Consider the following 24,617-nt stretch of genomic DNA (forward strand, 5'->3'; position numbering starts at 1 on the left):
CTATGAACGCGAGCAAACCCGAACCGACCGACGTCTCGCCCGAGAACGCGCGGAACCTGCTGGTCGATCTCGTTTCGATACCCTCTCCCAGTGGCGAGGAACGTCAGGCAGCCGAACGCCTCGTTGAGTTCTTCACGGCCAACGGCCGCGAGGCCTGGATCGACGAGGTCGGCAACGTCCGTGCGCCGGCCGACGACGCGGTCTTGCTGACTTCTCACGTCGATACAGTCCCCGGTGAGATTCCCGTCGAAGTTCGGGCGGCCGACGCGGACGACCTCGAGGCCGAAGTCGCTCGCGAGGAGGGTGAGGATGTCCTCTGGGGTCGGGGCAGCGTCGACGCCACCGGCCCGCTCGCCGCGATGGCCGTCGCCGCCGTTCGTACCGGTGTGTCTTTCGTCGGCGTCGTCGGCGAGGAGACCAACTCCCGCGGCGCGCGCCACCTGGCCGTCGACCGCGAGGAACCCGACGCCGTCGTCAACGGCGAACCGAGCGGCGCGACGGGCATTACGCTCGGGTATCGAGGGTTTCTCGCGGGTACCTACGTCGCGACGAGCGAGTCCGGTCACACCTCCCGACCCGAACCGAACGCGATCCAGCACGCGGTCGACTGGTGGACGGCCGTCGAAGACGCGTTCGCGGACGACGAGTACCATCCGGTCTTCGAACGCGTGACGGCCAAACCCGTCGACGTCGACGGCGGCTCGAGCGAGGACGGGCTCTCCGTCGAGACGACCCTCGACGTGCAACTTCGCGTTCCGCCCTCGTTGACCGCCGAGGCAGTTCGTGAGACAGCAGAAGCCGAACTCGAGATCGGCACCGTCTCCTGGGCGGAGCCGATCCCGCCGGTTATGGAAAGTCCGAGAACCGAGGTCGCGCGGGCGTTCCGCGCGGCGATCCGCCAGCAGGATGCAGATCCCCGATTGCTTCGCAAGACCGGGACCAGCGACATGAACATCTACGCCGGCAGCTGGGACTGTCCGATGGTGACCTACGGTCCCGGGAACTCGGATCTCGATCACGCGCCGAACGAACGGCTCTCGCTGGCCGAGTTCGATTGTGCCGTTTCCGTCCTCGAGACCGTCGCAGCCGATCTCAGCGGTGATACGCAATGACGACACGACACTTACTCGACATCGACGATCTCGCTCCGTCGGAACTCGAGACGATCCTCGAGCGCGCGGAGCGATACAAGCGGGCACAGCAACAGGGCGAGGATCACGAAGACCTCTCTGGCCAAACGCTGGGAATGATCTTCCAGAAGCCGAGCACGCGAACGCGGGTTTCCTTCGAGACGGGGATGACCCAACTCGGCGGCCACGCGGTCTTCCTCGGCGCAGACGACATTCAACTCGGCCGCGGCGAACCGCTCAAGGATACTGCCAGAACGCTCTCGCGGTACGTCGATGCGGTGATGGCTCGGGTCTTCAAACACGAGAACATCGAGGTGCTCGCCGAGTACTCCTCGGTTCCGATCGTCAACGGGCTCACCGACGACGCTCATCCGTGCCAGACGCTCGCCGATCTGTTGACGATTCGTGAACAACAGGGCGGATTCGAGGGGGTATCAGCGGCCTGGGTCGGCGACGGCAACAACGTCGCCCAATCGTTCGCGATCGGTGCCGCACTGGCGGGAATCGACCTGACCGTCTCGACGCCGGAAGGGTACGAGATCGACGAGGAGGTCATAAACCGCGTCGACGACCTCGGTGGCAACCTCACCACCACGACGGATCCCGTCGAGGCCGTTGCTGACACGGACGTCGTCTACACCGACGTTTGGACGAGCATGGGACAAGAAGACGAGCGCGACGTCCGGATGGACAATTTCGAGGGCTTTCAGGTCAACAACGACCTGATCGAGCACGCCCCCGGCGCTTCGGTGATGCACTGTTTGCCGGCCCACCGCGGCGAGGAGATAAGCGACGACATTATCGAAAGCGATCGGTCGATCGTGTTCGATCAGGCGGAGAACCGATTACACGCACAGAAGGCGTTGTTGAGTTGGCTCCTCGAGTAGCCCTCTAGCAGGCAACGGAGGCCACAACCGACAGCCGAATCCACTCACTTTTTGCCCGTCCCGCTCTTCTCGCCGATAATGAGTCTGAGTCTTTCAGCGGATCAGCCAGAACACCCGCCCGAAGCCGACGACGGTGCCTGGCTCGAGTGTATCGAGTGTGGCGAAACGTTCGCGCCGCTCGAGGATATCCGCTACACCTGCGACGAGTGCGATGGATTGCTCGAAGTCCGCTACACTGACCTTCCGAGCCTCGACGAGTTCGAAGGACGAGGCGTTTGGCGCTACGCCGACGCGCTCCCGCTCGATTCGGGCGTCACGACTCAGGAGGGTGCGACGCCGCTGTACGAGGTGCCACGGCTCGAAGACGACATCGGCGTCGAGGCGCTGCGAATCAAACACGAGGGGATGAACCCGACGGGTTCGTTCAAGGATCGCGGGATGACGGTCGGCGTCGCCGTCGCCAAAGAACTCGGCGTCGATCGGCTCGCCTGCGCGTCGACCGGAAACACGAGTGCGGCACTCGCAGCCTACGGCTCCCGTGGCGGGATGGAGACGCTCGTGCTCCTCCCGGCCGGAAAGGTCGCCGCCGGAAAGATCGCGCAGGCGAGCCTCCACGGCGCGAGAATTCTCGAGGTCGACGGCAACTTCGATTCCTGTCTCGACATCGTTCAAGAGCTAGCCGCCCGCGGCGAGGCCTATCTCCTGAACTCGCTGAACCCGTTCCGCCTCGAGGGCCAGAAGACGATCGGCCTCGAAATCCTCGAGGCGTTCCGCGACGACTACGGTGCGTTCCCCGATCGTATCGTCCTCCCGGTCGGAAACGCCGGCAACACCTCGGCGCTGTACAAGGCATTCAGAGAACTGGTTCAGGTTGGGGACCTACCACTCGAGGAGGTGCCAAAACTCACCGGCGTCCAGGCGGAGGGTGCCGCGCCGATGGTCGAAGCGATCGAGAACGATGCCGACGAAGTCCGGCGTTGGGACGACGTCGAGACGCGCGCGACGGCGATCCGTATCGGGAACCCTGTCAACGCCCCGAAAGCGCTCCCGGGAATCCGCGAGACTGACGGCACCGCCGTTGCCGTCTCCGACGAAGAAATTACGGACGCACAGCGCGACCTCGCGGAGGAAGGGATCGGCGTCGAACCCGCCTCCGCCGCCTCGATCGCGGGGCTTCGAAAACTTCGCGCCGACGGCACCGTTTCCGACGACGAACGCGTCGCCTGCCTCACGACGGGCCATTTGCTCAAGGACCCCGACGCGGCGGCCGCCGCCGGAAGCGATCCACAACCGGTACCGAACGATACTGAAGGCGTGCTCGAGCGACTTCACGAGTAACGCTCTAAAGGGTACAGTGCGAGTTCCACGGGTCACCTGACCCGTGGTCGTTTACAGGTTACGTGACCGGATTCGGTCGATCGAGATACTTCCTCCCGTCTTTCATCCGCATGCGCTCTGTCTGACGCGTCAGACGGTCGACTGACTGAAGCTTTTGCGGCCAGAAAAGCTATATGCTATTCCATGTCCGTCGAGCACCGACACACCGACACCCCCACCCGAGTGTGCGTGCAGCAAACGAACGCAGATGGAACCACTCGGGACGAGCCGAGATCGCCCGAACGTTCCAACCGCACCACTCGAGTTCGTGACCCCCTCCCGGCGAGAATCGAACGAACCCAACTACGGCTTCGAGTCACCGCACTCGAGCGCGAACTCGAGGCGAGCGAAACCGAACGACAGGAGATCATTGACCGGTACGAGTTCGTGCTTCAGAACCGCGAATCCGATTCTGTCGAATCGACGACGGATGACGACGGACTCGTCCGTCGTATTCGGCGTCTTTTCGAGTGACCCGGGCGATACGTGTCGTTTTTTGATCTCCCTGTTTGAACTAAGATGTCTCTCTCTACAATGTTGGAACTCTAACTAATTAGCATATTTTAAATACCATTGGTATTAGTATATTATCACTAGAGGACATTGCGAATGGATGACGGCAATACGAACTCGACTTGTACAGAATGCGATGGACAACTTCGAAGTAACGGCACCGAGACGGTCTGTGAGGAGTGTGGCCTCGTTTCAGACGAGAACGCGATCGATCACGGACCGGAGTGGCGGTCGTTCGAGGACGACGAGACCGACCGACGGCGAACGGGTGCGCCGCTGACCCGCTCTCGTCACGACAGGGGTCTCTCGACGGAAATCGGATACGGTTCCGGCTCCCGGCTGACGGGTCGAAAGCGTCGACAGCTCGCCAGAATGCGTCGGGAACACAATCGAGCGCGTATCTCGTCGAAAGTCGAGCGAAATCAAGTGTACGGATTCACGGAGATCAAACGACTGATAACCGAGCTCTCCCTTCCCGACTCTGCTCGCGACCAGGCGTGTACGCTCTTTAAATCCGCACAATCCGAGGATCTCCTTCGCGGCCGATCGCTCGAGGGCTTTGCGGCCGCGACGGTGTATGCGATCTGTCGAACCCTGTCGATGGCTCGAACGCTCTCGGAAATCGTCGCCGTCTCTCGAGCCGACGAATCCGAACTCAAAGCGGCATACGATGCGCTGAATCGAGAGCTCGGTCTTCCAACGGGTCCGATCGATCCGACGCAGTATCTCCCCCGATACGCATCGAAACTGGATCTCGACACCGACATCGAACAGTGCGCTCGAGAGCACGTCGAAACGCTTCTCGATAACTGTGCAATCGGGGGCAGAAACCCTAGCGGGGTCGCGGCGGCGTGTTTGTACGTCGCAGCGAACGATTGTCCCGATTGCGATAGTATTACGCAAGCATCCGCGGGCGACGTCGCCGACGTCAATCCCGTAACGATCCGTTCGACGGTTCACCAACTCGAAGAGTGTTGATCCTCTTTACAGCGTGAGACCGTTTTTGCAACCCTCTCAATACGCGTCGCTGGAAGACAATCGGGTTCAGCTTCTCGAACCGGTACTCCTTGTGCCCGTGTTTCGTGGACGACTTCCGAGCTGGGAACGGCCGTTACGGTTGCGCCGAGCGCGCGTTCGATCGCGGTCTTTCGCTCGGTTCTGGCGTCCGAACGATTGAGGATGATCGCACCGACCGGCGTACCCACCTCGAGCGCGAGCTGTTTCGTCCGAAGTGCATCGGCTATCGCTTCGTCCGTATCGGCCGTCACGAGAACGACCAGATCCGAGGCGTGTAACTGTACGCCGACATCACTTGCGAGCCCTGCCGGACAATCGATAACGACACGACCGAACTCTCGTTCGACGGCGTCGAGTACGTCTTCGAACCTGGTCAGATCGGCTGCTCGAGCGCCGGCTAACGACCTGCCACAGGGAAGCACCTGAACCGTTCCCACGGCCGTCACTGCTTCGATCGGGTCCGCCCGTTCTGCGAGGACATCGTGAAGATCCGGTCCCCGTCCGCGAGGGAGGTCCGCCATCGCGAGATCCCCGTCAACGACGACCGCATCGAGTTCGGCCCCGAGATTCAACGCCATCGTCGACTTTCCGACACCCCCTTTTCCCCCGCTGACGGCGACGATCATCGTCGGCTGAGGACCCCTTTCGGTGGCTTCGATCGACTGAGACTCGAGAGAACTTCTCGTGTCTTCAGTTCCGTCCGACCGTCAGCACGCCTCGATTCGACGGATTCGAGCGGCTCGTCGATCACTGTCTCCGGACTCGCAAAGCCCACACCCCGTTTGCTTTCCGGCTCGAGTCGCCCCTCCCAGCGCGGCCCGTCCCACTCCGGAGCGACGACGCCGTTTCGTCGCGGCGGCCAGACTGGCTCGATTGTGCTCTGGAACCGGACCAACTGCGGTGTCGTTCGATCGTTCGTTACCGTGGCGCTGACGAACGTCACGCCGTCGCGGCGATCGATACGCGTCGAGATGTCGACCATGCCGCTATTGGTCTCGTTTCTACATATAAACTCGAGTACCCGGTCGGCGGTCGTGACCGTGTCCCGCCGATACGATGATTTCTGTCCGGAAAACACGCCGTTCACTGTCTCTCGTGCGACGGTTGCCGTTTTCGGATTACGTCGTTCGGAGGTTATCCGTACTCGGCTCGTAGACCTCGCCTTTCTGTTTGAGTTTGTCGATCTCGTGTTCGGCTTTCGACTGATCCATTCCGATCTCGTCGGCTCGCTCGAGGACGATATCCATCGGTGCGCCGTCGTCGTACTCCGCTTCGATATCGCTGATCAACTGTTTGATGTTCTTGATCCGGTCGCGCTGAGACTTCGTGGTTCCGGCCTCGACGATATCCGCGTCGAATTCGCCCGTCTCGGGGTCGACGCCGATGTCTTGGAGCGTCGAACGGACGATCTCGACGACCCGTTCTGCGTCGCCGACTTCGACCGTATCGGAGAGGCGAATCCGCGCACTCGCTTCGGCGAGTCGCACCAGTGCCTCGAGTTTTCGTGCGGTGACGGGGATCGGTGCGTCGTCGTCGGTCCCCTTCAATCGGAGATCGACGTAGAAATCTCGAATCGTGTTCCTCGCCTCTTCTGTCATCCGCGGATGACAGTTCTGTTTTGCGTAGGCAACGTACTTGCGAAGGAGCTCCGCGTCGATCTCGGGATCGACCTGCTCGGTCATCTCCTCAATTTCGTCGGTGCTCACCTCGAGGGAGGTCATCTCCTCTTGCTGGGTCGTCAGCTCCCCTGCGTAGTTCGTCGTTAGGATGTGCTCGGCGAGATTTCGGTCTTTCTCCTCGTTGGGGTTGTCGGTGACCGTGAAAATTAGATCGAACCGCGAGATGAGCGCCGGCTCGAGGTCGATCTGTTCGGCGATCGGTTCGTATTGGTCGAAGCGTCCGTACTTCGGGTTAGCCGCGCCGAGTAAGGAACACCGTGACTTGAGCGTTGCGTTGATCCCCGCCTTGGAAACCGAAATTTGCTGCTGCTCGAGGGCCTCGTGCATGGCACTGCGATCTTCCGATCGCATCTTGTCGAGTTCGTCCACTGCCGCGATTCCCTGATCCGCGAGCACTAACGCGCCGGCCTCGAGTGTCCACTGCTGTCCATCTCCGAAGTCGTCGCGTACAGCCGCGGCCGTGAGACCCGCTGAAGACGAACCTTTGCCGGAGGTGTAGACGGACCTGGGTGCAATATTTCTTATATATCCTAGCATTTGAGATTTACCTGTACCAGGATCTCCGATCAGCAGCATGTGCAGGTCTCCGCGAATCCTCGAGCCGTCGGGTAATTGCTTGGTAACGCCCGAGAACAGTTGGAGCATCATCGCGAGTTTCTCCTGGTCGTAGCCGTAGATCGACGGCGCGATGGAGGCGACCATCTTCTCGTAGATGTCGTCTTCCGTCGAGAGGCGGACGATTTCCTTTTTGTCCTCCTCGGTGATGTCCATGTCCTCGAACTGCTCTTCGTCGATATCGACTGATATCCCCTCCATGTAGAAATCGAAGATGGGGGATTTCTCCTGCTGGTTGCCCTGTTGCTCGAGCCGGAGGACGCCGACGGCCGAAACGTGGTCGCCGGGCGTCACCTGTCCCGTGATATCGTCTTCGACGTGAACGTCGAGCGCCTGCGGCGTTTCGCCGCCACGTAGTCCCTCCGGGCTTTCCTGAATCCGGAGTTTCTGGGCGTCGATGAACTCCGACTGGTCGAAATTAACCTGGAACGGCCCCTGTCGTTCACAGCCCTGGCACTCGTGGGGTTCCTGAAAGTCGCCGGTGGACTGTGGAATTCGATTGAGCGTGCCACAGAGTTGGCACTCGAAGGCGGCTTCTTCGATCTTCGGGCGGACGTCCGTCGCCTTGCGGACGATTCCCCGAACTTGCACGAGCTTGTTCATGTTCTGGGCACGGATGTCCCGAATTTCGGGGGACTCGGTGTCGGGAAGGTTCCGGATTCGGACGTGTGCCTGCCCGAGACTGACGTCGATCGGGAGGTCGTACAGTCGAAGCGCCTCCTCCGCGTAGCGTTGGAGTTGTTCGGGCTGGTTCAGATAGTCGTCCGCGAGGTCGGGATCGTACCGGTAGAGGTCTTGCCAGTCGATAAACAGCGAGCGCTGTTCGTTCGGATACTGCTGGGCAAGCTGTTTCACCTCGTTGTCGTAGTAGTTCCGGAAGAACTGCTCGAATGCGTCGACGAGTTCGGAGTTTCCCGCTTGCGCCATTGACCTGTTGTTGGGTCGCCATTGCGTATAAATGGTCGCAAACTCGAGTGAAACTAGTCCTCGTGAATATTCGGATGGGTGATCCGTACCGTCGCTCGCCGACTCCCTCGTATTTGGGTTATCACTTACAAGAACGGATTTGGGTTCCGGGTGATCCTCGAGCGGTCGATAGAATATTTGACACGCCGACTCCCTGTCTTCCCGTGGCCACTCGTCGGTAGCCGTTTTCTGGTACTACGTCGTCCGTTATGTATCTCGGGCCAATTTCTTTTGGTCGATGGGGTGGTCGTCTTGTCGAGTTCGCACTATTTTGCGTTCTCTGGGATCTTCGGTCGGCAATCCAGCGAGTTCACAGCTAGCGGTAGCGTGGATACTCTCTGGTGGGTGTTTCCGATACTCGTTTAACAACCTGTTAGAAGCGTAATCGCGTCCGGTAGCCGCTATCGCACCGTTTTGGGAAATCATTTAGTGACCTGTTAGATAGATATCCATTGGTAATGAACGCAATGAACGTACGGAACTACTATAGTGACATTTCGGATTGGATATGGATGGAGATGATAGAATGCTAGAGCTTCTTTCCGAATTTCGGGGGATAATCTTCCCCGTATTTTACGTCGGGTTTTTCCTCGGAACGCTCGTCCTGCTTGCGCTTTCGGACCGCGAGGTCGCGAGATCGGTCTGGGTCGGCGGATTTATACTCGTCCTCCTCGCTGTCACCGTCGTCGGGACGCCGCTTATGCCCGTCGTCGAGATGCACAAGTTTTCACAGCCGAACGACGAACAGAACACGGCTCACGAGTTCGTGGTCGTCGATGCTGACGGAAACGAACTGTACTACGATTACCGTGCGGCACCCCCAACGACCGGCAGTCGGTCGTCGACGATCGCTGGGCACATGGTCGAGGAGTATCCGGATGAAGACCGGATAGAGATCGCTGAGTTCTATCTCTCTAACGCTCAAGAGTACCGTTCGGACGTCGAATCGGGTGACTATCCGCCTCCCACGGAGCCACTAGCGCCACCGCGCTACACCGATGATAAGCAGTGGTCCGCCGAGGAACTCGAGGAGTTCGAAACGTTCGAAGCCATCCGGATCTACGAACGGACGCTTACGGTTACCGACGATAACACCGAAATCGAATCCCACGAGCGCGACCGTCGTCTCACGGTCAACGTGGGCAACCAAACAATCACCGAACACGAACACACATGAGTGCGTTTATCAACTACTTTGCCGACGACTCCCGTTCGTCACCGATCAACCTCGCGGCCGCTCGAGTCGTGCTCGGCGCGTACGTTCTCTGGCGCGTTGTCTTCCTCGATTGGGGGTTCTACCAGGAGTGGCCTCGGGATTTCAATCCCGGAATCAACTTCCTGTACAACGACCTGTTGTTCTCGCTATTGCCCTATCAGCAGTGGCTCGTCGCCGGACTGCTCGCGTTGTTCATCGTCGGGTACAAAATAAAGTGGACCGGCGGACTCGCGAGTCTGCTGTTAATGCAGATGCTGTCGGTCAAGTCGACGATCTACATGTCGGGGACCGTCGAGTCGATGTTCGTGTGCGCGTATTTCATCCTCCTGTTCGCGTTTTTCCACGACGACGACGCGCTGTCGGCGGACGCGGTGATTCGAACAAAAGAGAAATCCATCGATCAGCTGAATTGGTTCCTGAAGGAGGGATCGAATCAGACCTATCGGATGCGGCCGTTCAAGTGGGGACTCGTTATTCTCGGACTGATGTATCTCGGTGCCGCGTGGGGCAAGTTGCTCAACGGCGGGTTCGAAATCTACCTCTCCGGTGCCGATCTTCAGCGCGACATCGTCTACAACCAGGTCGCGACGGGAATGTACCGTCCGATCGGTGACTTCGTCGTCCAACACGAGATACTGGCCTGGCTCGGCTTCGTCGGAACTGCCCTCGTTCAGTCGCTGTTCATCGTTGCAATCGTTCTCGGCGTGACGGTTACGCCGTTTATTCTCGGTCTGATCGGCTTCCACGTCGGCGTGATCCTGACGCTCGGGATCTACTTCGTCGATATGATCGTCGTTCTCTCACTGTACGCCGCCTGGGATGTCGGCTACCGAAAAATCGCTGCGGATCAGATGAACGCTGTTCAGTTGGTGTACGACGAACGCTGTTATTTCTGCGCGAGAGCCCTCTATCTCTTCAAACACCTCGACATCAACGATTCGGTCCAGTTCTACACGCAGTCGGACGCTCCGTCCGAATTGGTCGACCGCGACGGTGTAGACCTCGAGAAGGAAATGTACCTCTTTCGTGACGGCGAAGCCTACGGGGGCTACGACGCCTTTCGTCACCTGTTCAAGCAGTTCCGGATCTTCTTCCCGATTACCCTGTTGATGGTCCTCCCGCCGGTCAGAATGGTCGGCGAACGCATCTACGAATACATTGCGGATAACCGAGACCGCCACTTCGTCTGTAGCTATAACCCTGACGACACGTCATAAGTGCTGTTCTTGTCACCGGACCAAGGGGTGTTCTCTTGGCTTGCAATCGCAGTGCCAGTCGTCAAACCCATTCGGGTAGGAAAACCGAATGTAATGGCATCACCACAACGAAGACCAGATTCCTCGAGTCTCGCAGAGGTACTCGACCGCGTCCTCGATAAGGGCATCGTCATCGACATCTGGGCACGAATTTCGGTTGTCGGCATCGAACTGCTCACCATCGAAGCGCGAGTCGTCGTCGCGTCGGTGGACACCTTCCTGCACTACGCGGAGGAGATCGCAAAACTTGAGAAAGCGACGGCCGACGGCGATCTGGAAGACCTCGAGGAACTCGAGGTCGAACAACGCCCCGAGTCGTCACCACAGTCGGCCTCACAATAACCTCGATGGCGGACGATTCGTCCTCGCGAAAGCGGAAGGTCCGCGGGAAGAAAATTCGGACCGATCGCGAACAGAAGAAAGGCCGGAGAGCGAAAAAAGAGCTCCGCCGAAAGGCGGCGGCCGCCGACGAACAAAACGGTGATACACCGCTTTCATCCCCCGAAGACGTTGCTCCAGAGCCGTTCGTCGAAACCGACGAAATCGATTCGATTCGCGGGCGGATTCAGGGCTGGCTCGAGGCCGAACAGCCGGTCCACCTGATCGGTCCGACCGGTTGCGGAAAAACGTCGCTGGCGCTTTCGGCCGCCGCGGAACGCGGACGGCCAGTCGTCTGGCTCAACGGAGACGAGGCGGTCGATACGGCAGCCCTCGTCGGCGACCACGCGGGCGGCGAACGCTACGAGGAACGTGATCAGTTTGTCAGCGGCGTCGACAAACGGACCCAGATCGTCCGCGAGCGATGGGTCGACAACCCTCTCTCGGTCGCCGTTCAGGAGGGAGCGACGCTGGTGTACAACGAGTTCTCCAGGAGCGATCCGGTCGCGCACAACGTCCTGTTGTCGGTGTTCGAGGAGGGCGTCTTGGAGCGCCCGGGCAAGCGCGGCGAGGATCGAACGATCGATGTTCACCCTGAATTTCGTGCGGTGCTCACCTCGAACGACGTCGAGTACGCGGGCGTCCACCAGCAACAGGATGCCCTTCTCGATCGCGTCGTCGGCGTCCACATCGACTACTACGACGCCGAAACCGAGTGCGAGATCGTCGCCGCCCACGTCGAGTTGCCGTCCGATCAGATCGAACTGGTCGTCGAGACGACCCAGCAACTCCGTGACGAACTCGATATCGTCGTCGGCACTCGAGCCGCGATCACGACGGCCAAAGGACTGTCGGTGTTCAACGGTAACGAAACCATCGACGACGACCTGCTCGCCGACGTTTTCACCGACGTGCTCGCGCCGAAAGTCGCCGGCGGACGCGACGAAAGCAACGTAGCCGAACTCAGCGACCGAATCGCAGACACAGTGTAGAGCCCACCCGAAACCAACACTTCCGAGACGAACGTAATCCCCTATGGCCGAAGCCGGCACGGACACGACCGAACGATGTCAGGCAGTCACCGACGACGGTGAGCGGTGTTCACGGCCGGCCCAGGACGACGGGTTTTGCTACCAACACGATGAGAGTGATTCAACCGTGAGCGACAGTCAAACAACAGAACAGCAAGAACAGGCCCAAGAACAAGACCAAGAATCGGCGGACTCTGACAGTTCGCAAACGGCCTCGATGGCCGGAGAGGAAACGACCGACCCGGAAGACGTTGATACGAGTTCGCTCGAGGATTCGGACCTCGAGATGGATGACGTCGATGAGAGCAAGATCGAAGGCGTGCTCGCGGTCCGTCGGACCGTTCAGTCGACGGCGGGTGAACTGATCGGCTACCGGTTCGACGGCGTGAGCGAGATCACGCCGACCGACGAGGGCTGGCGTGCGGTCGCCGAAGTCGTCGAACGGGCGTCGGTTCCCGATACGCAGGACGTCCTCGGTCGATACGAGATCGAACTCGACGAGGACGCCGTCGTGCTGGGATACCAACGGATCGATCGATATCGCCGCGGCGATACGGGTTCGTTCGAATCCAAGTAGCGCGGTGCTCGAGTGATCCACTCTGGACAGCGTTCGTCTCGGCCAGCCGCGCCAGTATCCTCCGTCCCCAATTACGTTGGTCTCGATTTTTGTAAAACGACCATCTCTTGGACAGACACCCGACCTCCCCACATTCGAGTTAGATACTATGATCGGAGCTCGAGGAATTGCTCATCGCAAGAAGTGAGCCAGCTCGAATTTTAACCACGCCCGAGAACCTGCGCGTTGTGCAGAACCTCGGTCTAATTCAAATCCGAGTTGGATTTCATACTCACGGCTCGCGGGTTTGCTCGCCGCAAAAGTATGGGCCAACTCGGATTTGAACCGAGAACCTCCACCTTATCAGAGTGGCGCTCGACCTAATTGAGCTATTGGCCCGCTTCGCATCAATGAGTTGCGGACTGGTACGTTTAAGCGTTTCTTTCTTCAGTACCCGTGCGAACCGCTACCGAGCGAAAGGATCGCTGTCTGTTTCGTCGTCTCGAGACTCCTCGTCACCAAACTCGATGGTGTACTCCTCGTCCCCGACATCCGATTCGACAGTGTAGGCGTCTTCGTCGAGGTCGTAGGTGCCGCCCGTCGCGTCGGTCGCACCCGCCGTACCGTTCGTGTTCGCTGTTTTTGCCTGCTGGCCTCCTGCGTTTTCGCCGTTGGGGAATCCGAACGTGTAGACGCCACCGCTGGCGAAGCCGCCCGTCTTTTTGTCCGCGTAGGGGACGATCACGAACCGTTTGAGTCCCGCTCGAATCGGAATTCGCGTGATCGGAACGACGAGGAGAAAGCCGATCAGGTCCGTAACCAGTCCCGGCGTGAGCAGGAAGGCACCGGCGGCAATTAACAGGCCGCCGTCGAGTAACTGATTCGTCGGTGGCTTCCCTTCAGCCAGCGATTGTTGCATCTTCCCGAGTGTGCGCCGCCCTTCTGCTCGGACGAGTAACATCCCGATCAGTCCGGTCAGAACGACCAGCAACACCATCGCGGCCCAACCGAAGTCGGTTCGACTGAAGACGAACGCGAGGAGGACCGCGTCCAGAAACGGGATGAGCAACAGCGCAGAGAGCCACCGGAGCATGCCTCGTTCTAGGGTGTGGAGGGTCAAAACCCTTTACTCTCAGCGTTGGAGATACGCTCGCATCGAATTCGGGACCGGGTTCGAACGAAGGCCTTACGCACGGGACTCACGTCCAAGCGGGTATGGACGACGTTACGCGAGTCGAGTGGCGCGAATGGGGACAAGCGGCCTTCGACGAGGCGGCGGAGTCAGATATCCCCGTACTGCTTTCGCTCACCGCGACGTGGTGCGATCACTGCCACGAGATGGACGAGCAAACGTACGCGGAGCCGCGGATCGCCGCGAACATCAACGATCGATTCGTACCGATTCGGGTCGACGCGGACCGGCGACCTCGAGTACGCGACCGATACAATATGGGCGGCTTTCCCTCGACGGTCTTTCTCGCCCCCGACGGCGCGCTGTTGACGGGAGCGGGCTATCTCGGACCCGACGGCATGCGCCAGGTTCTCGATAGCGTCGGGACGATGTGGGAGGCCAAAGGCGAGGGAGCGAGCCGAATCCCCCGACCGCTTCGGGAGGACGAGCCGCCAGCCGGAACGCTCTCGAGTGGTATCGAAGAGTCGATGCTCGGACAGCTTACGGAGAACTACGACGAGGTCGCCGGCGGCTGGGGAACCGAGCCGAAGTTCCCGCTCCCGGACGCTCTCGAGTTCGCGCTCAAACGCGACCGCGAGATGGCGCTTCGCTCGTTCGACGCGGTCAGCGCGAACTTGCTCGACGAGTACGAGGGCGGATTCTACCGATTCGGGGCCGAAGCAGACTGGGGCGGGATTCAACACGAGAAGCTACTCGACTCGAACGCCGCGCTCGTTCGCGCGTTTTCGAACGCCTACCTCTCGACGGGTCGCGAGGAGTATCAGAAACCGGCATCCCGAACGATCGAGTACCTCACGACGACGCTCTGGAACGCCGACGCCGACGCCTTCGCGAATAGTCAGGCCCCCGGCGAGGGCGGCTCCTACACGCTCGAGGCGAGCGACCGGGAGGGAGCCGACGCTCCGCCGGTCGATCCAGGCGTCTTCGCCGGTCCGAACGGGTTGGCGGTCGAGGCCCTGCTCACCTACTATTCGTATACGGACGACGAGCGCGCCCGTCGATACGCCGAACGCGCACTCGAGACGCTCCGGACCGACCTCCTCGAGGACGGCGTCGCGACGCACAGACTCCCCGAAGCCGACGAAAGCGCGGAATCACTCGAGCGGACACCGCTGTTGTTGACGCAGGCTCGAACGCTCCGGGCCGCGCTCGCGGGTGCGAGCGTTCTCGGCGCGGAAACGCTCGATGATGCGCGCGCCGTCGCCGACGTCACGATCGATCGGCTTCGGGACGGCGACTCGTTCATCGATGCGCCAGCCCGAGGAACGGGTCTGCTCGACCGGTCACTTCGGCCGCTCGACGCGAACGTCGCGTTCGCGGACGCGCTCGTCGATCTCGCAGTACTGACCGGCGAGGAGCGGTATCGAACCGTCGCACGAGAGACCCTCGAGGACTTTGCCGGCGCGAGCGATCGGTTCGGCGTCCAGATCGCGAAGTACGGCTCCGCCGCCGCACGAATGCTCGACGATCCGCTCGTCGTTCGCGTCGGAACGCAAGCGGGCTCCGATCTCCACCGAGCCGCGTTCCGCGTTGCGGATCACGAAAAAGTCGTTGTTCCGAACGCCGCGGACGGGGTCGATCGGGGAACGGCTCGAGTCGAACGGGGCGAACGGGTCTCGGAACCCGCTGAAACTCCAGAGAAGTTGAGCGAGCAGGTTCGAAGCCTACTCGAGTGATACAGCGAACGAACGCCGCTGAATCGATATCTGATCAAACTATCGTAGCGTTTATGACCTTCGAGTTGGTTGCGTATCCATATGGCCAGTCTCAGGGATCTCGGGCTTTCGGAGTACGAGGCTCGAGCGTACCGATCGCTGTTGAGCACCGGTCCGACGACGGCCAAAGAACTCTCCCGGGCCAGTGACGTGCCGATGGGCCGGATTTACGATGTTCTCAACAGTATCGAACAGTACAATCTCGTTCGTAGTCAGACCGCGAGTCGTCCCAAGAAGTACGTCGCCGTCGAACCTGCAACCGCGCTCGATCGACTGCTGGACGATAAAAAACGCGAACTCGACGAGAAAGCCGAACAGTACGAGTCGATCGTCGACGACCTTTCCGACGAGCTCGATGCGGCCGAACCCGTCGAAGAGCAGTTCTGGACGGCTTCCGTCGGCCCCGAGGAGACCATCGATCTCCTCTTAGAACGACTCACCGCGGCTGACGACGATATCGTGATGGTTTCTGCGGATCCCGCACCACAGATGGATATCCGGACCGTTGGCGATGAGGTTCTCGCACATCTCGAGGACGCACTGGATCGAGGCGTCTCCGTCGACGTCCTCATGACTCGGGATCTCGTCGCGTCGCTTTCCGAAAACGTCGGGAGACGATATCAGGCGACGCTTCAGGAGCGCGATGATTTCTCGGTGCGGATCAACGACGACGTTACGGGCTCGTTCAACCTCATCGACGATGTCGAAGTCTGTATTCAGGTGCCGAACCCGCTCAACTCCAAGGAGGTCTTCGGCATGATCGACCTGAAAGACCCCGAGTTCGCCGCCGAGGTACACGAGGAGTTCTACCCGAGCTGGGAACAGGCAGAGCCCCTCGAGTTCTGACGGTCTGATTTCTCAAGGACGACCCGTAAAGGGTCTCTCACACTAAGCGTCTCACACCGCAAGCTCCGTGGCGACCGATCCGAAAAGAAAACCGATCGAGACGAGAGGGTTCGTTTTCGGGTGGCGGGCTATCGCTCGAGATCGCCGTTGACTTCTTCGCGAAGGGTTTCCATCTCGACGACGCGTTCGGCGTGGGCGTTGTGCTGATGGATCGATTCGTCGTTCGATTGGGACATCGTGATCACCGCGTCGTCCTCGAGATGGTCGAACTCGGCGACGACGCCTTCTGCCATCGCCCGAACGCAGTCCTCGACGAATTTGGCGTCGGAGTGGGCCTCGAACGTCATGTGATCCTCGTCGGGTCGTTTCGCGAGGTTGTAGATCTTGGCGCTCATGGACTCTCGAGCGATGTCGATGATCTCGTTTAAGTCGACCTCCGGATCGCCGTCGGCTTCGACCGTGACCGTCGCGTGACCCCGCTGGGAGTGGCCCGGCTGTGGAACGTCGTCGAGGAATTCGGTGATCTTCTCCTCGGGAATCTCGAGGTCCTCGAGTTTCTGTTTCGCACGCGCCACTGACATTCCTTGCGAGCACGGGCAGACGGTCATCCCGACGACGTGTGCGCCGATTTCCTCGCGGGTGCCGTCCTCGGTGGCGGTCGCGGAGGCGATGATGTCGACGGTGTGTTGGGTTTCCCGATCCGAGGCGGGCGTCTGCTCGCGGCGCATGAACTCCGCTTCCATCGAAACCTCGGCTTTGGACGTGTAGTCGTGTCGCTCGAGGAGCCGTTCGGCGGCGTCGCCACAGACGTCCTCGACGCGGTAGGCCTCTTCGCGGGTTGCCTCCTCGAGAATTTCGTCGATGACCTCCATGTTGCGGCTCATGTCCGCTCCTTTGCGCCAGGAGGGGAGGTCGACGAAGACCTCGAACTCGGCGGTGAGGACGAGCGGTCGTTTGCCGTTGCGGGCGATCTTGACGAGTTTCTCGACGCCGGTGACGCCGACCTGGTTCAGGCCGACGGTGACGTCGGGGGCCGTCGCCTGCACGTCGGGAAGCTGTTGACTCATTGCCTGTATTCAGGACAGCGTGCGATTCAACCTTTCGGAAGGGACATCGTTGGCCGGACGTGACGGTTCGGCTTGAGGGAGTATCGCCACTCGAAGTGGGTCGCTCCGCGCGTTCCTTTAAGTGCTTCTCGTCACAAGGTGAAGATACGAACGGCGACCCGGAACTTCTCGAAGTGTCTCTTGTGCGCACGAACGACAGTGTTGCCGCTACGAGACGGTCTTTTGCCGCTACGAGACGGTCTTTTGCCGCTACAAGACGGTCCGCCGCCACAACGCCAGTTCGGGCGCGGATGTCGTCCGGAACTCACGCGTAACCTGTTGGTTTCTCGAGCGCCGCAGTTCGAGTTGACCTCACCGAGCGCCTGTCCCGGGCTCTTGGGACTCCTGCTCGAGGGAGCGGAGCCGCCTGCGACGGAACTCGTTCGAAGCCTTCCGCTTTCGTCCAACCTATATGGCGTACGACACAATCCTTGAACATGTCCTACGAGAAGGCTCACAAGACTGATCCTGAATCGATCATTCCCGAAGAAAGCGGCGGTCTGTGGTTTCTTAAGGAGGAACTCGAGACCGACGAGATCGGACTTTCAGTGCTCGAGCTCGAGCCCGGCGTTAGCGGGAAGGCCCACGACGAAACCCACACCGGTCAGGAGGAGGTGTACTACGTCGTCGAGGGGACGGTAACGGTCGATCTCGACGACGAGTCGGTGACGCTCGAGGCCGACGAGGCGCTCCGGATCGAGACCGAAGTGGAGCGACAGATCCACAACGAGAGTGACGAAGCCACGAAGCTCGTTCTTGTCGGCGCGCCGCTGTAGCGAAGCAACGGCGAGGCGTAATTCGACGGATTCGACCGACGGCCCTGCCTATTCGACGAGCCGCACAACCTACTCGACGGCCCTACCCACTCGACGGCCAAACTTACCCGACCCCTTCGACCGACCGCGGAACTCAGTCGTCACCCTCGAGTTGTACGAGTTCGTCGACGTCGGGGATGTCCGCGGCGGCGTTGGTAATCTGTTGCATGCGGTCGGTGTGTTTTTCGACCGCGTAGCTCGCGAGCACCCCTTCCTCGAGACCTGCGGGTTCGCCGTCCTCGGGCTGGAACCGGTCGTCTTCGGTGATCCCCTGGACGAGCGGGAGGAGTTCGTTCACGGTGTCTTCGATCAGTGCGGGTTCGACACCCTCGGCGATGAGTTTCTTGAGCTGATTCATCCCGAACCCGACGTGGCGGCCTTCGTCGCTGCGGATGCTCGTAAATCCCTCGACGAGGCCGGGAAGATGCGGGAGGGTCTCGAACTCGCCGCCGAAGGAGCGTTGCATCCCGTAGTAGCCCGTCTGTGCCAGAATTCCTTCGACTACGAGGTGATAGTGACAGTACGCGCCGGCGCGGTTCTCGAGGGTGTCCTCCTCGAGGAGGCGGTACTGCGCCTGCCTGTTTCGGTCGAACAGTTCGATATAGGGGTCGTTGAACCACTTTTCGTCGCGGGGGTTCGACCGGTCCCAGCCGAGTTCGTCCTCGACGGCCCAGACCACCTCGCGCCAGTACCGATCGAAGAAATCGGCGTGTTTGGCTTCCTCGTAGAGCTGTGTCGTCAGAAACAGCTGGTCGTCGATATCCTCGAGGACCGTCGCCAGCGGTGCGAGGTCTTCGGTGACGGCGTCCTCACCTGCGCCGAACTTTGCGATCCCGTTTACCATTCCGTCGAGGGCCAGCCGATCGAATCCGTCGGTCGTCTCGGCGACCTCGAGGAGGTTTTTTCGATCCCTCGAGAGGTCGATCTCGCTGGGGTCCCAGTGTCGTTCAACCGCGTTTCTGTAGTACCGGTTCGACCGCGAATCGCGATCCATCATCGCCGTGGGGGTGTACTCCGAGGCCATAGTCGGAGTAACGACACGCCCATAATAATAGATGATGGTGTTTGTGAGTGAACAGGATCGGTTGGTTGTGAATGACAGAAACGAATGATTGTGAGTGACAGGAATGGATGGCCCCCTGGGATGCCGGGGACAACACCCTTAACCGCCGTCGTGGCCACCGCTCGAGTGATGCCACCGGCGATTGAGACGCAGGACCTTATCAAAGAGTACGGCGAGCTACGGGCGTTACAGGGCCTGTCGCTGACCGTCGAGGAGGGTGAGTTCTTCGGACTGCTCGGCCCGAACGGCGCGGGGAAGACGACGTTCATCAACACGCTCGTCGGCCTCGTTCGTAAGAGCGGCGGGGACGTGCGCGTCTTCGGCCACGACGTCGAAGCGGAGTACCAGCAGGCTCGAGACGCGATCGGGCTCGCTCCCCAGGAGTTCAACGTAGATCGGTTCTTCCCCATTCGAGAGGTGTTGATGCACAAGGCCGGCTACCACGGAATTTCGGAGGACGAAGCCGGGAAGCGAGCCGACGAGGTGCTCAAACGCGTCGGAATCTACGACAAGCGCGACGAGCGTTTCGACTGGCTCTCCGGCGGGATGAAACGCAGACTGTTGCTCGCTCGAGCGCTCGTTACTGATCCCGATCTGTTAATCCTCGACGAGCCGACCGCGGGGGTCGACGTCCAACTGCGCCACGATCTCTGGGACCTCGTCACCGAACTCAACGAGGAGGGGACGACGGTGCTCTTGACGACCCACTACATCGAGGAGGCCGAACGCCTCTGCGATCGCGTCGCAATCTTGAACGAGGGACGGAAGGTAACCGTCGCGACGCCGGACGACCTCAAAAAGGAGGGGTCCGACACGATTTCGGTCACGCTCGAATCGCCGCCGGCTACCCCACCGTCGCTCGGCGACTACGCACAGGACGCGTGGCTCACCGGCGACGCGCTCGAGGTCCGCGTCGACGACGGCGGCTCGACCGCGCCGCAGTTGCTTCACGACCTCGAAGCCGAGGGGTACGACATCGTCGACCTCGAGATCACCCGCACGTCGCTCGAGGAGGTGTTCGTCGACCTCACCGAGCGTGAGGACAAATCCGTGACGCGCTCCGGAGAAGGTGACGCGGGAGGAGACGGATCGGATGGCGAGGGCGACTCACCGCACGGCGAAGGCGGTGACGACGAAGAGCCGGGCCCCGAACGGGAGAAGGACTTCCTCGAGCAGGATCAAGGAGGTGTCGTCTGATGTGGTCGGTTGGCTCTCGAGCGCTCTTTCAGCGCGAGATCCTGCGATTTGTTCGGCGGCCGAAGAACACGTTTATGCCGCCGGCGATCACGAACGTGCTCTACTTCGCCGTCTTCGGCGTTATTCTGGGCGGTCGGATCGACCAGATCGCCGGCTTCGATTACATCCTCTTTATCCTCCCGGGACTGGTCGTTCTCGGAACCATCTCGAACGCCTTCGAGAACGCCTCGTTCTCGATCTTCCACGGCCGCTGGAACGAATATATCCACGAGACGCTGACGTCGCCGCTTTCCTACGCGGAGATGGTCGTCGCCTACGTCGCGGCCAGCGCGGTTCGCGGGATCATCGTCGGCGTCATCATCGCCATCGTCGGACGACTGTTCGTTCCGATCAGCCTCGAGAACGGGCTCTACCTCGTCACGATCATGGCGACGATCTCCGTGTTGTTCGCCGGATTCGGAATCATCGGCGGCCTCGTCGCTCGAGACTTCGACGACCTCACCGTCATGAACCAGTTCATCCTGCGCCCGCTGGTCTTTTTCGGGGCGGTGTTTTACTCCCTCGAGATGCTCGACCCGATCTGGCAGCAGGTCTCCCTGCTGAACCCGATGGTGTTGATGGTTGACGGCGTCAGGTACGGACTGCTCGGCTACTCGGATCTCGCCGCGATCGGACCATCCGCCTACGCCGACTACGTTCCGCTGGCCTCCCTGGCCGCACTGATTGGTGTGACGACGCTCGTGGTCCTGCTCGATATCTACCTCTTTAAAATCGGATATGGACTGACCGACTAATCTCGACGATCGAACCGATTTCGAACTGATTTCTTACGCCGATCGAACCGATTTCTCACGCCGATCCGTCCGCAACCTTGACCAACTGCTTTCCGATATTCTCGCCCTCGAAGAGCCCGAGGAACGCGTCGGGCGCATTCTCGAAGCCATCGACGACTTCCTCGCGATATTCGAGTTCGTCCGAGTCGATGAACCCGGCGAGACGCTCGAGTGCTTCGCCCCAGCGGCCCTCGTAATCACTAACGAGGAGACCCTCGACGCGGGCGCGTTTTTCGATGAGCGTCGCGAGTTTCCGCGGTCCGGTGGGTACTTCGGTCGCGTTGTACTGCGAAATCTGTCCGCAGACGGCCACTCGGGCGCGGACGTTCAGCCGTGGCCAGACGGCGTCGGTAATCGGGCCGCCGACGTTGTCGAAGTAGACGTCGATTCCGTCAGGACAGGCGTCCTCGAGCGCGCCGCCGAGATCGTCCGTTTCCTTGTAGTTGATCGCCGCGTCGAACCCGAGATCGTCGGTGAGCCAGTTTACTTTCTCGTCGCTTCCCGCGGTGCCGACGACGTGTGCGCCGGCGATTCGTGCGAGTTGCCCGACTATCGACCCGACCGCGCCGGCACCCGCGGAGACGACGACGGTGTCGCCGGGTTTCGGCTCACCGACGTCGAGCAGGCCGAAGTAGGCCGTCACGCCCGGCATCCCGAGGACACCGAGTGCCGTCGAAACGGGTGCCAGATTCGGATTCACTCGCCGGAGTTCGTCAGCGGAAGCGACCGCATGTTCGGCCCAGAGCAGGTCGCCCGTGACGATATCGCCCGCCTCGAGTCCCTCATCGTTGGACTCGAGAACCTCGCCGACGACACTGGCTTTCATCGGCTCCCCGACGTCCCACGGTTCGGCGTATGATTCGGCGTCGCGCATCCGCCCGCGCATGTACGGATCTACCGACTGGTAACGCGTCTCGACGAGCACTTCGCCGTCGTCGGGTTCCGGACGGTCGACGGTGACCAACTCGAAGTTCTCGGCGGTCGGTTCGCCAACTGGACGGCTCGCGAGATGCCATTGTCTGGTGGTTGCCATGTACGCACATCTCGCTGACAGAAGATCAATATTCGCCTCCCGGAACCGATCGATCGATCACCTGCCGTTCTCGTCTCTCTCCAAAGGCGGTTATCGACTGTATAAATCGGCTCGAGCGGCGACTCTGACGAGAATCGGCTCCAGTGTGTTTCTCTTCGGACCCTGTCGGTTAGTTGGCTCAGCGCAATTCGCGTTAACAGCTCCATTAGAAAGTACTCCGGATGGGAGCTTTCCGGTATGGATTTCGATTCCTCGCGGCGTCGAATGTTAGCTGCAGTCGGTGTGGGTTCGGCTTCACTCGCAGGATGTCTCGACTTCTTTTCTGGCGACGACGGCGACGGTGGGGACGGCGATGGCGGGAACGGTGACGGCGGCGGCGGAAGCGGCGGTGCATCCTGGCCTGGCTCTGACTCGGGTGAACTGATCTCCGACTTCGGAGAGGACGACCACTGGGTGGCCCGAACCGGTGATATCGAGCCAGCACCCGACGAAGCGGTGACTGGCGATCAGGCGATGGTCATCGAAAGCGACGAAGCCACCGCCGCTTCCGGACTGGAGGTCGTCGGCGGGGTCGACCTCGAGAACCAGGACGCGTCGCTGGCGGTCAAGGTGGATTCTGCCACCCAGATCGCACTCGAGGTTCTCGCCCCGAACCGCGACCATCACCTGACGAGCATCCGGCATTTCCCCGACGAGTACGAAGGGTGGCTTCGCGTCGACTTCGGCTACATCATGAAACGCGGCGATCCGGATCTCTCAAACGTAACACAGTTCAACATCGTCGCGACCGGACCGGAGGGCGGACCGACTCGAGTCGTCGTCGACGACCTCCGGAAGACGGAATCGGTCGTCGATCACGGGAAGGCGATCCTCGCCTTCTACGGCGGCCTCGATTCACACTACGATATTGCGGCCGAGCAACTCGAGGAACGAGACTGGGCGGGAGCGATTCCGATCGATCCCGACCGGATCGGAGAAGGGGGGCGAATGGATCGCAATCAGCTTCAGGAACTTCGGGATGGGGGCTGGGATGTCTGTTCGTATCCGGAAGGTGAAGGCGGGCTTCCGGAAATGCCGGAGGATCGCCAGCGAGACGTCCTCGAGCACGCGCGAGATTCGCTCCACGAGCACGGGTTCGAGGACGGCTCGCGTCACTTCTTCGCGCCGGAAGACCGGATGGACGAGACGACCCACGAAATCGTTCGCGACCTTCACGAATCCGGCTTCCTGTTCGGTGCCAGCCCGAATTCTTCTGCGCCGACTGGGATTCACATGAACTCGCTCATCTGGGGGCCGGACCTCCACGGCGGCGTTCGCCGCGCGATCAACCTCTCGGATCAGTACAATCAGCTCACCGTTCTCCGAATTCCGGGGATTGTCGAGGACGAGGCCGACGTGACGGCGAACAACATGTCGCTCGAGGACTTCGAACACCTGCTCAACCATCTTGAACACCGTGGCGTCGACGTGGTCACGCCTTCGGATCTGGTCGACGGGACGATGGAACGCGACGGTGACGACGCACCCGAAGAGACCGACGATGGCCCGATTCTCGAGGCAGGGAACGCACACACGTTCGGCGGCGACGGGAACCACCGGACCGATGAGTTCGAACTCGCTGAGGGCGGTCTCGAGTGTAGTTTCGTCCACGAAGGCAACGGCGAGTTCGTCGTCGAAGCGTCGACCGCCGACGGCGACCTCGCGAACGACCTGCTCGTGAGCACAGCCGGGTCCGGACCGGGCGGGTCGATCACGTTCGTGGAGGAGGGAACGTACCAGCTCGAGGTCGAAGCCGACGGGGAATGGTCGATCGAAATCGACCAGCCCGAAGTCACCGAGGCGGATCTCACGGAACTGCCGGTCGAGGAATCGGGAACTGGCTCGTCGTTCGTCGGGCCGCTCGCGAGCGAGGACGATATCAGCCTCGACGTCACTCACGACGGAAACCGCGAGTTCCTCGTCGACGGGTTCGACTCGAGCGGAAGCAGAGAACAGATCGTCAACGTCGTCGGCGAGTTCAACGGCTCGAGATCCTACAGCGTCGGTAACGCGACGTGGTTCAACGTCGAAGCCGACGGGGACTGGACGCTCGAGATCAACTGAGAACCCCGATACCGATCGATTGTGAGCACGGCGCGGGATTCGACACGTATCCGAGAAAAGAAGAAACCGTTTTGGGGCTGATCTGTGCACGTA

Annotated in this window: 23 protein-coding genes and 1 tRNA gene; 16 read left to right on the forward strand and 8 right to left on the reverse strand. The window is 60.7% G+C overall.

Annotated elements, in window-relative coordinates; all coding sequences use genetic code 11:
* Positions 1-2: 2 nt before the first annotated feature.
* The 5 genes from QNM96_RS13205 (at position 3) to QNM96_RS13225 (ending at position 4,885) form a co-directional block, all read left to right on the forward strand.
* Positions 3-1,112: a [LysW]-lysine hydrolase gene (locus tag QNM96_RS13205; RefSeq protein ID WP_283836876.1), complete on the forward strand. Its 1,110-nt coding sequence runs from the start codon at positions 3-5 to the stop codon at positions 1,110-1,112.
* Entirely contained in the window at positions 1,109-2,017 is a 909-nt protein-coding gene (gene argF, locus QNM96_RS13210; protein ID WP_283836877.1) for an ornithine carbamoyltransferase, read from the forward strand. Before QNM96_RS13205 ends, argF begins: the two co-directional genes overlap by 4 nt.
* A gap of 78 nt (positions 2,018-2,095) precedes the next feature.
* Positions 2,096-3,355: a threonine synthase gene (thrC, locus tag QNM96_RS13215; RefSeq protein ID WP_283836880.1), complete on the forward strand. Its 1,260-nt coding sequence runs from the start codon at positions 2,096-2,098 to the stop codon at positions 3,353-3,355.
* 183 nt (positions 3,356-3,538) lie between these two features.
* Complete coding sequence (locus QNM96_RS13220; RefSeq protein WP_283836883.1) at positions 3,539-3,868, forward strand: hypothetical protein; 330 nt, start codon at positions 3,539-3,541, stop codon at positions 3,866-3,868.
* A 135-nt stretch (positions 3,869-4,003) separates the two neighbouring features.
* Positions 4,004-4,885: a transcription initiation factor IIB family protein gene (locus QNM96_RS13225; protein WP_283836885.1), complete on the forward strand. Its 882-nt coding sequence runs from the start codon at positions 4,004-4,006 to the stop codon at positions 4,883-4,885.
* Here the strand turns inward: QNM96_RS13225 and QNM96_RS13230 are convergent.
* From QNM96_RS13230 to QNM96_RS13240, 3 genes are all read right to left on the reverse strand, one after another.
* Entirely contained in the window at positions 4,864-5,550 is a 687-nt protein-coding gene (locus tag QNM96_RS13230) for a P-loop NTPase (protein ID WP_283836886.1), read from the reverse strand. The genes QNM96_RS13225 and QNM96_RS13230 overlap by 22 nt on opposite strands.
* Entirely contained in the window at positions 5,547-5,906 is a 360-nt protein-coding gene (locus tag QNM96_RS13235) for a hypothetical protein (protein ID WP_283836887.1), read from the reverse strand. Before QNM96_RS13235 ends, QNM96_RS13230 begins: the two co-directional genes overlap by 4 nt.
* A gap of 136 nt (positions 5,907-6,042) precedes the next feature.
* A complete protein-coding gene (locus QNM96_RS13240; protein WP_283836889.1) occupies positions 6,043-8,145 on the reverse strand; it encodes a minichromosome maintenance protein MCM in 2,103 nt (700 codons plus the stop codon).
* A gap of 565 nt (positions 8,146-8,710) precedes the next feature.
* On the opposite strand from QNM96_RS13240, the gene QNM96_RS13245 reads away from it, so the two are divergent.
* From QNM96_RS13245 to gvpO, 5 genes are all read left to right on the forward strand, one after another.
* Entirely contained in the window at positions 8,711-9,361 is a 651-nt protein-coding gene (locus tag QNM96_RS13245; RefSeq protein WP_283836891.1) for a hypothetical protein, read from the forward strand.
* Complete coding sequence (locus QNM96_RS13250) at positions 9,358-10,617, forward strand: DUF393 domain-containing protein (RefSeq protein WP_283836893.1); 1,260 nt, start codon at positions 9,358-9,360, stop codon at positions 10,615-10,617. Before QNM96_RS13245 ends, QNM96_RS13250 begins: the two co-directional genes overlap by 4 nt.
* Before the next feature lie 93 nt (positions 10,618-10,710).
* The gene (gene gvpA / locus QNM96_RS13255; RefSeq protein ID WP_283836894.1) at positions 10,711-10,998 is read left to right on the forward strand and encodes a gas vesicle structural protein GvpA; all 288 of its coding nucleotides are present in this window, start codon (positions 10,711-10,713) and stop codon (positions 10,996-10,998) included.
* Between the two features lie 5 nt (positions 10,999-11,003).
* Positions 11,004-12,026 (forward strand): gas vesicle protein GvpN, encoded by a 1,023-nt coding sequence (gvpN, locus tag QNM96_RS13260; protein WP_283836895.1) that lies wholly within the window; start codon positions 11,004-11,006, stop codon positions 12,024-12,026.
* Between the two features lie 43 nt (positions 12,027-12,069).
* Positions 12,070-12,642, forward strand: coding sequence for a gas vesicle protein GvpO, halophile-type (gene gvpO / locus QNM96_RS13265; RefSeq protein ID WP_283836896.1), 573 nt, complete (start codon positions 12,070-12,072; stop codon positions 12,640-12,642).
* Positions 12,643-12,946: 304 nt separating this feature from the next.
* On the opposite strand, the gene QNM96_RS13270 is transcribed toward gvpO, so the two are convergent.
* Both QNM96_RS13270 and QNM96_RS13275 read right to left on the reverse strand, forming a co-directional pair.
* Positions 12,947-13,020: transfer RNA gene (locus QNM96_RS13270), tRNA-Ile, on the reverse strand.
* A 67-nt stretch (positions 13,021-13,087) separates the two neighbouring features.
* Positions 13,088-13,714 (reverse strand): FxsA family protein, encoded by a 627-nt coding sequence (locus tag QNM96_RS13275; RefSeq protein WP_283836897.1) that lies wholly within the window; start codon positions 13,712-13,714, stop codon positions 13,088-13,090.
* A gap of 122 nt (positions 13,715-13,836) precedes the next feature.
* Between QNM96_RS13275 and QNM96_RS13280 the strand changes: the two genes are divergently transcribed.
* Positions 13,837-15,489 (forward strand): DUF255 domain-containing protein, encoded by a 1,653-nt coding sequence (locus QNM96_RS13280; protein WP_283836898.1) that lies wholly within the window; start codon positions 13,837-13,839, stop codon positions 15,487-15,489.
* A gap of 81 nt (positions 15,490-15,570) precedes the next feature.
* On the forward strand, positions 15,571-16,374 hold the full coding sequence (locus QNM96_RS13285; RefSeq protein WP_283836900.1) for a TrmB family transcriptional regulator: 804 nt from the start codon (positions 15,571-15,573) through the stop codon (positions 16,372-16,374).
* Positions 16,375-16,502: 128 nt separating this feature from the next.
* Here the strand turns inward: QNM96_RS13285 and mptA are convergent, their stop codons facing one another.
* Complete coding sequence (mptA, locus tag QNM96_RS13290; protein ID WP_283836901.1) at positions 16,503-17,441, reverse strand: GTP cyclohydrolase MptA; 939 nt, start codon at positions 17,439-17,441, stop codon at positions 16,503-16,505.
* 476 nt (positions 17,442-17,917) lie between these two features.
* Between mptA and QNM96_RS13295 the strand changes: the two genes are divergently transcribed.
* Complete coding sequence (locus QNM96_RS13295; protein WP_283836903.1) at positions 17,918-18,256, forward strand: cupin domain-containing protein; 339 nt, start codon at positions 17,918-17,920, stop codon at positions 18,254-18,256.
* Positions 18,257-18,389: 133 nt separating this feature from the next.
* Here the strand turns inward: QNM96_RS13295 and QNM96_RS13300 are convergent, their stop codons facing one another.
* The gene (locus tag QNM96_RS13300) at positions 18,390-19,319 is read right to left on the reverse strand and encodes a ribonucleoside-diphosphate reductase (RefSeq protein WP_283836904.1); all 930 of its coding nucleotides are present in this window, start codon (positions 19,317-19,319) and stop codon (positions 18,390-18,392) included.
* 168 nt (positions 19,320-19,487) lie between these two features.
* Between QNM96_RS13300 and QNM96_RS13305 the strand changes: the two genes are divergently transcribed.
* Both QNM96_RS13305 and QNM96_RS13310 read left to right on the forward strand, forming a co-directional pair.
* A complete protein-coding gene (locus tag QNM96_RS13305; protein WP_283836905.1) occupies positions 19,488-20,555 on the forward strand; it encodes an ABC transporter ATP-binding protein in 1,068 nt (355 codons plus the stop codon).
* On the forward strand, positions 20,555-21,349 hold the full coding sequence (locus QNM96_RS13310) for an ABC transporter permease (RefSeq protein ID WP_283836906.1): 795 nt from the start codon (positions 20,555-20,557) through the stop codon (positions 21,347-21,349). The genes QNM96_RS13305 and QNM96_RS13310 overlap by 1 nt, the downstream gene beginning before the upstream one ends.
* A gap of 55 nt (positions 21,350-21,404) precedes the next feature.
* Here QNM96_RS13310 and QNM96_RS13315 read toward each other — a convergent pair whose 3' ends face one another.
* Positions 21,405-22,421: an NADP-dependent oxidoreductase gene (locus QNM96_RS13315; protein ID WP_283836907.1), complete on the reverse strand. Its 1,017-nt coding sequence runs from the start codon at positions 22,419-22,421 to the stop codon at positions 21,405-21,407.
* Between the two features lie 237 nt (positions 22,422-22,658).
* Here QNM96_RS13315 and QNM96_RS13320 point away from each other — a divergent pair, with 237 nt between their 5' ends.
* On the forward strand, positions 22,659-24,524 hold the full coding sequence (locus QNM96_RS13320) for a polysaccharide deacetylase (RefSeq protein WP_283836909.1): 1,866 nt from the start codon (positions 22,659-22,661) through the stop codon (positions 24,522-24,524).
* The last annotated feature ends 93 nt before the right edge of the window (positions 24,525-24,617 follow it).

The sequence above is a fragment of the Halostagnicola sp. A-GB9-2 genome (genome assembly GCF_030068615.1).
Taxonomy (GTDB): domain Archaea; phylum Halobacteriota; class Halobacteria; order Halobacteriales; family Natrialbaceae; genus Halostagnicola.